We start from the raw sequence: 6,367 nt of genomic DNA, 5'->3' as shown, positions 1-6,367 counted from the left end.
CCGGTACAGGTGAATTGTTGGATGCTGTTGTTTCTCATTTTGAAGTGGAAGAGGAAGAAGAAGAATCTTTACCGAAATATACCATCGTGGGGCGCCCGAATGTGGGTAAATCCTCCTTGACAAATGCCTTGATCGGCAAAGATCGCAATATTGTAACGCCAATGGCCGGGACAACACGTGATTCAATCCGTATACATTACAATCAATATGGACATAACTTTTTATTGATCGATACAGCAGGTCTTCGTCGTAAGTCCAAGGTAAATGAAGATATTGAGTTTTATTCGGTGATGCGTACCATCAAAGCTTTGGAAGATTCTGATGTGACAATTTTAATGCTTGACGCACAGGATGGATTAGAAGCGCAGGACGTTAATATTTTCAACTTGGCGGAGAAGAACCGCAAAGGTATTGTCATTGTTGTCAATAAGTGGGATTTGATCGAAAAAGACAATAAGACAATGAAGGCTTTCGAAGATCGTATCAAAGAGAAAATAGCACCATTTACAGATGTGCCTATTATCTTTACTTCCGTAACCGAAAAACAACGTGTCCTTAAGGTGTTGGAAGTTGCGGATAAGGTATACGCCAACAAGACCAAAAAGATTCCGACTTCCAAGTTGAATGAAGTGATGTTGGATATTATCGAGAATTATCCACCCCCATCCTTAAAGGGTAAATATATCAAAATTAAATATGCAACACAGTTGCCTGGACGGACGCCGATGTTTGCATTCTTCTGTAATCTGCCACAATACATCAAAGATCCATACAAACGTTTTATTGAAAACAAATTGCGTGAGCACTTTGACTTTACAGGTGTGCCAATTCAAATATATTTCAGACAAAAATAGATTTCCAAGCAGCGATTAAACATGGACCATAATCTCTATTTATACAATACGCTTTCGCGAACAAAAGAAAAATTCGAACCTATTCATCCCAACCTCGTTGGTATGTACGTATGTGGACCCACCGTATACAGTGATGTGCATTTGGGTAACTGTCGGACGTTTGTATCTTTTGATTTGATTTTTAGATACCTGCGTCATCTTGGTTATAAAGTGCGTTATGTGCGCAATATTACAGATGCGGGGCATTTGGAAGGCGATCGTGATGAAGGGGATGACAAATTTGCAAAAAAAGCAAAATTGGAACAATTGGAGCCGATGGAAATCGTTCAAAAGTATACGATAGGTTTTCATGACGTATTGCGTCTTTTCAATACGTTGCCACCGAGTATTGAGCCTACTGCGACAGGACATATCTCCGAGCAGATCGAAATGATCGAACAGATTATCGAGAATGGTTATGCCTATGAGCGGAATGGTACAGTCTATTTTGATGTTGAAAAATACGTTGAAACATACGATTATACGATATTGACCAATCGTAAATTGGAGGATATGCTCAATAATACCCGAGAATTGAGTGGTCAGGATGAGAAAAAAGGGCGTTTGGATTTTGCCTTGTGGATCAAAGCAAAACCTGAAACGATTATGCGTTGGCCCGCACCTTGGAGTGTCGGCTTTCCAGGTTGGCATATCGAATGTTCGGCCATGAGCAGAAAGTACCTAGGTGATCAGTTTGATATTCATGGCGGTGGAATGGATTTGGCAGCAACCCATCATACCAATGAAATTGCACAGTCCGAAGCATGTAACCATACGAGCCCTGCCAAATATTGGATGCACACGAATATGTTGACTGTCAACGGTGCGCGTATGTCCAAATCTGCAGGGAATGGATTTTTGCCGGGCGAGCTATTTACTGGAAATCATCCCTTATTGAATAGAGGCTATTCGCCGATGGCTGTACGTTTCTTTATGTTACAGGCCCATTATAGAAGTACGTTGGATTTCTCCAATGAGGCGCTGGATGCGGCCGACAAGGGGTATAAAAGGCTGATGACTGCAATCAGTCTATTAGACAAATTGAAGGTGTCGAAAGGTGCTGATTCATTCAATTTGGCTGAAATTCGCCGTAAATGTTACGCGGCTATGGATGACGACTTTAATAGCCCTGTACTCATTGCTGAATTATTTGAAATTGTACGTATCATCAACTCGATTTATGATGGTAAAGCGAAAGTAACGGCAGAAGGATTGGAGGGCCTTAAACTATTCATGAAAGAATTTGTAGAGGATATTCTAGGCCTTCGAAACGATCAGACTTCAGCATCCGATGATATCGATGACGTCATGAATCTGGTCATCAAGCTACGTAATGAAGCAAAAGCAAATAAAGACTTCGTCACCTCAGATCGTATTCGTGATGAGCTTAATTCTATTGGAATTCAATTGAAAGATAGCAAAGAAGGAACACTTTGGAATAAGATTTGATAGATAAGAAATCGAATTTATACAAGAGGAATGCAATGGAATATTCTTATTGGGAAAAGACCTTATCGTGGAAACCAATGGATATTCCATATCACCTTTAAAAGAAAGATCATTTTGCATATGAATTTTTGGAATAGGCTATCCGTCGTCGCATTGATGAGTGTTGCTGGTACAACACTATATGCGCAGATACCTGAGAAAGTTGGAAGCCTATTGCAGGCCGATAAGGATGCTGCTGCCTTGGCGAAAGCGTCTACGCCACACCAGGCGTTTCTTTCGATCATTGATAAGGAATCTACGTTTTATGTCCCATCGGCAGTAAATGCCTATAACTATCTGAATAATAGACCAAATATTCCCGATGTTTTAAATTGGCAGCCTACCTTTGCGTTGATTGCTAAAAGTCAGGAGTTTGGTGTGACTTCGGGGTCTATGGACTTTCAGAAAGTAGGTGCAAGATTGCGTCATGGAGAATACTTGACTGTCTGGAAACGCAACAAAAAGGGTAAGTGGCTGGTCGATATTCGGGCCGAAGTTGAAAACAACGGGAAGGATGGGGAATTTGATCTTGAATATATCGAACCTACCGATTCGTGGTATCTGAAGCATCGCTCTAAAGTGCGATTAAATCAGCGTGAAGATATTGTCCTGGAAACAGACAAATTGATGTCAACAGTTCTGAAGGCCGATAACCCAACCGCATATAAGGAGTTTTTAAGCGAGGATGTCCGCTTTTTGTTCCCTTGGACCAGTCCGATGGAAGGAAAGGCCACAATGATGGCTTATCTCAAAAAACAGCGGATGACGATAGAAACAGTCCCGGAAGAAGTAAAACGTTCGTATAGTGGCGATTTTGCCTATACAAAAGGAACTGCAACGGTACGACAAAAGGATAAGGTGGTGAAGTATAATTATATTCGTATCTGGCAACTGAGCGAATTGGCGAAGGATGATGTGAAGAAAGCGAACTGGAATATTCTGATCGAGATGATGTTTGAGAAATAGCATGACGATTGCCAAATAAAAAAAGGGCTTGAATATATACTATTCAAGCCCTTTTTTATAGGATAAGTGTTGTACACTTATTGTTTTTTCCATTTTTTCAATTCATCGCATGAACCAAACTCGTCACTGATATTGATAAATGTTGTTTTCGATTTATCATCGAACCATTTACTTAGATTGCGATTGATTTTATCTTGTCTGGCAGCCTCTTTGATTTTGGTGAAATCCTCGTCCAAATTTGCTTTGTGCGGCGGAATACGTGTTTTCAAGTAATTGAAACGGTAGCCAACATCGCCCATTTTGTCTGTAAATTGCTCTGGTTTGGAGTATTCTCCTGGTTTTAGGGGATCGATTGCTGTAAATACTGATTTTTCCAAGCCATCCATAGGAATTACGGTTGTGCGGCTTGAGCCTTCTTGATTTAGGATCATACCCCCATTGAATTTGCTTTCTTCTGCATCCGAATAATTTGTAGCAGCGTGATAGAAATCCATTTTTTTGTCAACAACCAGTTTATAGATACTGTCCAATTTATTTTTGGTTCTTTCCAACGCAGCAGTACCAGGATTGATCTTCATCAGGATATGGCGTGTATGCACCTCTTCGCCCCGTCGTTCGAGTACCTGAATAATATGAAAGCCAAATTTGGATTCTACAATTGGAGAAATTTCTCCCGGTTTTAATTTAAAAGCCATCGCGGAGAATTCCTTTACGTAGTTGTCACGTGTGCCGAAACCTAAATCACCACCATAAGGGGCAGATCCGGGATCTTGCGAGTATATACGAGCCATTGTACCAAAGTCTGAGCCATCTACAATCTGCTTGCGGATACCTTCAATCTTATCTCGCTGCTCTTTTTTTTCTGCATCTGTCAATTTGGGCATCATCACAATCTCACCGATTTCTACCTCGGTATTGAAGTAAGGCAGACTGTCTTTATTCAAGCCTTCAAAATAACGCTTTACTTCCAATGGTGTTACGTCTACTTTTTGAACAATGTTTTGCTGCATTTTGTTAGCTTTCAATTGCTCAAAAACACTTGAACGCATTTCTTCTTTGTATTGCAATAAAGAGCGGTTGAGGAATTTTTCAAGACGTTCTTGCCCTCCTGCCTGTTGTGACATATGACGTAGGCGGGAGTTAAGGTTATCGTCAACTTCGGTTTCCGTTACATCTATAGAGTCAATTACTGCCTGTTGGGAAAGCAGCTTCTGAATGATTAACTGCTCAAGTACGCCGCATTTAAAATTTTCATTAGGTTTATTCCCTTGCGCTAACCATTGAGAATATTGCATATCCACGTCGGACTGTAAGATAATGCCCGATCCAACCGTTGCTACAACGCGATCAATAACTTGACGTTGCGCAAGACTGGCCTGAATTGATGCAAACAGCAATAAAAACAATATATAAATGTTTTTTTTCATCCGTATAAATTATTTATGATATTTATGAGTGATCTTCATTTGTATAAATGAATTCGTTTCACTCGGTTATTTGTTCATCATTTATTTTTTTGTCACAAGCATTCACGCTGCCTTCGGCGGTATACGTAGTAATTGTGTTCAATATATACTTTTTTGAACAACAGCACAAAATTATCAGATTATATGAATTATTCGTACTTTTATTTAACAATATTTTTGTATTCCCAATATTTTAAATGGGCGATTTTAGAATTGTTAAAATTGATGTGCTAAAATACGCATTTGCCTATTAGAAAGGACGGTTTTAACCAAATTTAACAAGTCTATTGACGATATTTACGCCTATAAAATAGCGGGGTTTTTAGATCCTCACACGGAGGATGAATGGGTGAATTTAAGTAGGGGCCCGTATAATTTAGAAACAAACTTGATGTAACGGTCTCATTCAACAAATGAGTAGCTACATTTATAAAATAATTTCAATGAAAAAAGCATTTATTTATTTGATGACAATTTTACCTCTTGCTAGTTTTGCGCAACAGATTCCCATGTTTGTGGGCACATATACGAGCAAAACCGCGAGCAAGGGCATCTATATTTATAATTTTGATGTTAAAACTGGTGAAACAACCTTGTCGAGCACGCAAGAAAGTAAAGATCCATCCTTTTTAGCGCGAAATAATAACTTTATTTATGCCGTTAATGAGGTTCCAAATCAAGAGGGGACTGTTTCTGCCTATTCTTTTAAGGACGGTCATTTAACTTTTCTAAACTCACTTCCTTCCGGAGGGGAGTCGCCTTGTTTTGTTGAAGTACATCCTAAGGGTAGCTTGCTCGCTGTAGCAAATTATACAGGCGGCTCTGCAGCGCTGTTTGATTTAGAAAGTAATGGTGTTTTGAGCAAAAGAGCACGATTAATACAACACGAGGGTAAGGGAGTGGACCCCGTTCGCCAAGAAAAGCCACACGTACATTCTACTTTTTTCTCCAATAAAGGGGATAAGTTGTACGTCCAAGATCTTGGTTTGGATGAGATTTCTATTTATCCGGTGAATAAAACTGGAAATGCCTATAGTCTTGCTGATGAATCAGAAGATATCTTTACGCCTGCTGGTGGCGGTCCTAGACATATTGTATTTGATAAGAAAGAGAAATTCCTGTATGTCGTATTGGAAATGACCGGTCAAATTGCATCGTATAAGAAAGATGGCGATGCATGGATGTATCAAAGTACTTTTGATATTAACCCCGAAGGTTTTAAAGGAAGTAACGGCGGTGCTGACATGAAGATCTCTGCTGATGGAAAATTCCTGTATGCGACCAACCGTGGCGATGCCAATACGATAGCTACTTTTTCGGTAGAAAAGGATGGAGAATTGAAGAAAATAGCGAATCTTTCAGTAAAAGGTAAAGGTCCGCGTAATTTCAACCTTTCTCCGGATGGGAAATATCTTTTGGTCGCCAATCAATATACCAACAACATTGTTTTGTTTAGTCGGGATGCTAAAACGGGTTTGTTGACAGATACTGGAAAAGAAATTGCTGTACCAGCACCAGTTTGCATTATCTTCTAATCCAGAAAAGAAGTTCGAA

5 protein-coding genes are annotated in these 6,367 nt (G+C 39.7%); 4 read left to right on the top strand and 1 reads right to left on the bottom strand.

Annotated elements, in window-relative coordinates; translation table 11 throughout:
- The 3 genes from der to B2X72_RS14535 all read left to right on the top strand — a co-directional run.
- Nucleotides 1-854 (top strand): ribosome biogenesis GTPase Der (gene der / locus B2X72_RS14545; protein WP_286850166.1); only part of this gene is annotated, 854 nt, incomplete at its 5' end.
- Between the two features lie 21 nt (nucleotides 855-875).
- Nucleotides 876-2,342: a cysteine--tRNA ligase gene (gene cysS / locus B2X72_RS14540; RefSeq protein WP_112374933.1), complete on the top strand. Its 1,467-nt coding sequence runs from the start codon at nucleotides 876-878 to the stop codon at nucleotides 2,340-2,342.
- 30 nt (nucleotides 2,343-2,372) lie between these two features.
- Nucleotides 2,373-3,347 (top strand): DUF4440 domain-containing protein, encoded by a 975-nt coding sequence (locus B2X72_RS14535; protein WP_286850162.1) that lies wholly within the window; start codon nucleotides 2,373-2,375, stop codon nucleotides 3,345-3,347.
- Between the two features lie 77 nt (nucleotides 3,348-3,424).
- Here B2X72_RS14535 and B2X72_RS14530 read toward each other — a convergent pair whose 3' ends face one another.
- On the bottom strand, nucleotides 3,425-4,774 hold the full coding sequence (locus B2X72_RS14530) for a peptidylprolyl isomerase (protein WP_075994297.1): 1,350 nt from the start codon (nucleotides 4,772-4,774) through the stop codon (nucleotides 3,425-3,427).
- 482 nt (nucleotides 4,775-5,256) lie between these two features.
- Between B2X72_RS14530 and B2X72_RS14525 the strand changes: the two genes are divergently transcribed.
- Nucleotides 5,257-6,348, top strand: a complete 1,092-nt coding sequence (locus tag B2X72_RS14525) for a lactonase family protein (RefSeq protein ID WP_075994296.1) — start codon at nucleotides 5,257-5,259, stop codon at nucleotides 6,346-6,348.
- Nucleotides 6,349-6,367: the final 19 nt, after the last annotated feature.

Origin of the sequence: Sphingobacterium sp. UBA7253, from assembly GCF_002472745.1 — a bacterium.
GTDB lineage: Bacteria > Bacteroidota > Bacteroidia > Sphingobacteriales > Sphingobacteriaceae > Sphingobacterium > Sphingobacterium siyangense.
This window is presented reverse-complemented; position numbering and strand designations above follow the sequence as displayed.

Coding starts and splice junctions, on each gene's coding strand:
- cysS (WP_112374933.1), top strand. CDS start 876: ATGGACCATAATCTCTATTTATACAATACGCTTTCGCGAACAAAAGAA.
- B2X72_RS14535 (WP_286850162.1), top strand. CDS start 2,373: ATGCAATGGAATATTCTTATTGGGAAAAGACCTTATCGTGGAAACCAA.
- B2X72_RS14530 (WP_075994297.1), bottom strand. CDS start 4,774: ATGAAAAAAAACATTTATATATTGTTTTTATTGCTGTTTGCATCAATT.
- B2X72_RS14525 (WP_075994296.1), top strand. CDS start 5,257: ATGAAAAAAGCATTTATTTATTTGATGACAATTTTACCTCTTGCTAGT.